The sequence below is a fragment of the Mesorhizobium sp. M7A.F.Ca.CA.004.06.1.1 genome (assembly GCF_003999135.1).
GTDB lineage: Bacteria > Pseudomonadota > Alphaproteobacteria > Rhizobiales > Rhizobiaceae > Mesorhizobium.
Map to the genome: position 1 here is coordinate 1 of NZ_RZPQ01001264.1, position 887 is coordinate 887.

Here is an 887-nt window from a genome sequence, read left to right on the forward strand (position 1 = left end):
GACAAGGCGATCATGATCGGTCCGTTCGAAAACGAAAGCCGCGGCGCGCGCGAGCGCGGCACGGTGGCGGCGCTCAAGGACGCTGGCGTCGAGGTCATCCAGTTGTCCTCTCCGCCGAGCGGCGAATGGGCGTCCGATCCCAATCTGGCCATTCCGGTGATTACCGCGGCGCTGCTCAACAATCCCGACGTCAAGGCGGTCGGCTATCCCGGCGGGCAGATGCTCGGCAATGTATCGACCTACATGCAGGCGGCCGGACGCAAGGCGGGCGAGATATTCAATTTCGGCTTCGACACCAGCCCGCAGATCGTCGAGGGCTTCAAGGGCGGCTGGGTGCAATTGACCGCCGACCAGCAGCCGTTCCTGCAGGGCTATCTGCCGATCCTCAGCCTCTGCCAGCAGGTTGTTCTGGGGCTGGCGCCGATGAATGTCGACACCGGCGCCGGTTTCGTCACGCCCGAAAATTACGAGATCGTCGCTGAGCTCGCCAAGCAGGCGCTGCGCTGACCTCCCAAGCCGCCGGCCGGGATCTCAGGCCCCGGCCGGCGGGACCGCTGGCGACGAAGCCGGCAACAGACAATCAAGCGAGGATCCGATGGCAGAACGCCTCATCGAACTGCGCGACATCAGCAAGTCCTATGGCCAGGTCTATGCGCTGGGCGGGGTCAATCTCAGCGTCGACCGCGGCGAGGTCGTCGGCCTGCTCGGCGACAATGGCGCCGGCAAGTCGACGCTGATCAAGATCCTCTCCGGCGTGGTCAAGCCGACCAGCGGCGAAATCCTCGTGCGCGGCAAGCCGGTGACCGGGTGGAGTGCGGCGCGTTCGCGCGAGGCCGGCATCGAGACGGTGTTCCAGGACCGGGCGCTGGCCGTGCAGCAGACCATCG

General features: G+C 66.2%; 2 protein-coding genes. Both read left to right on the plus strand.

Features of this window, described 5'->3' with window-relative positions; translation table 11 throughout:
* The coding region (locus tag EN906_RS35655) for a substrate-binding domain-containing protein (protein WP_164777682.1) at window positions 1-507 on the plus strand (507 nt) is incomplete at its 5' end.
* A gap of 88 nt (window positions 508-595) precedes the next feature.
* The coding region (locus EN906_RS35660) for an ATP-binding cassette domain-containing protein (protein WP_127375846.1) at window positions 596-887 on the plus strand (292 nt) is incomplete at its 3' end.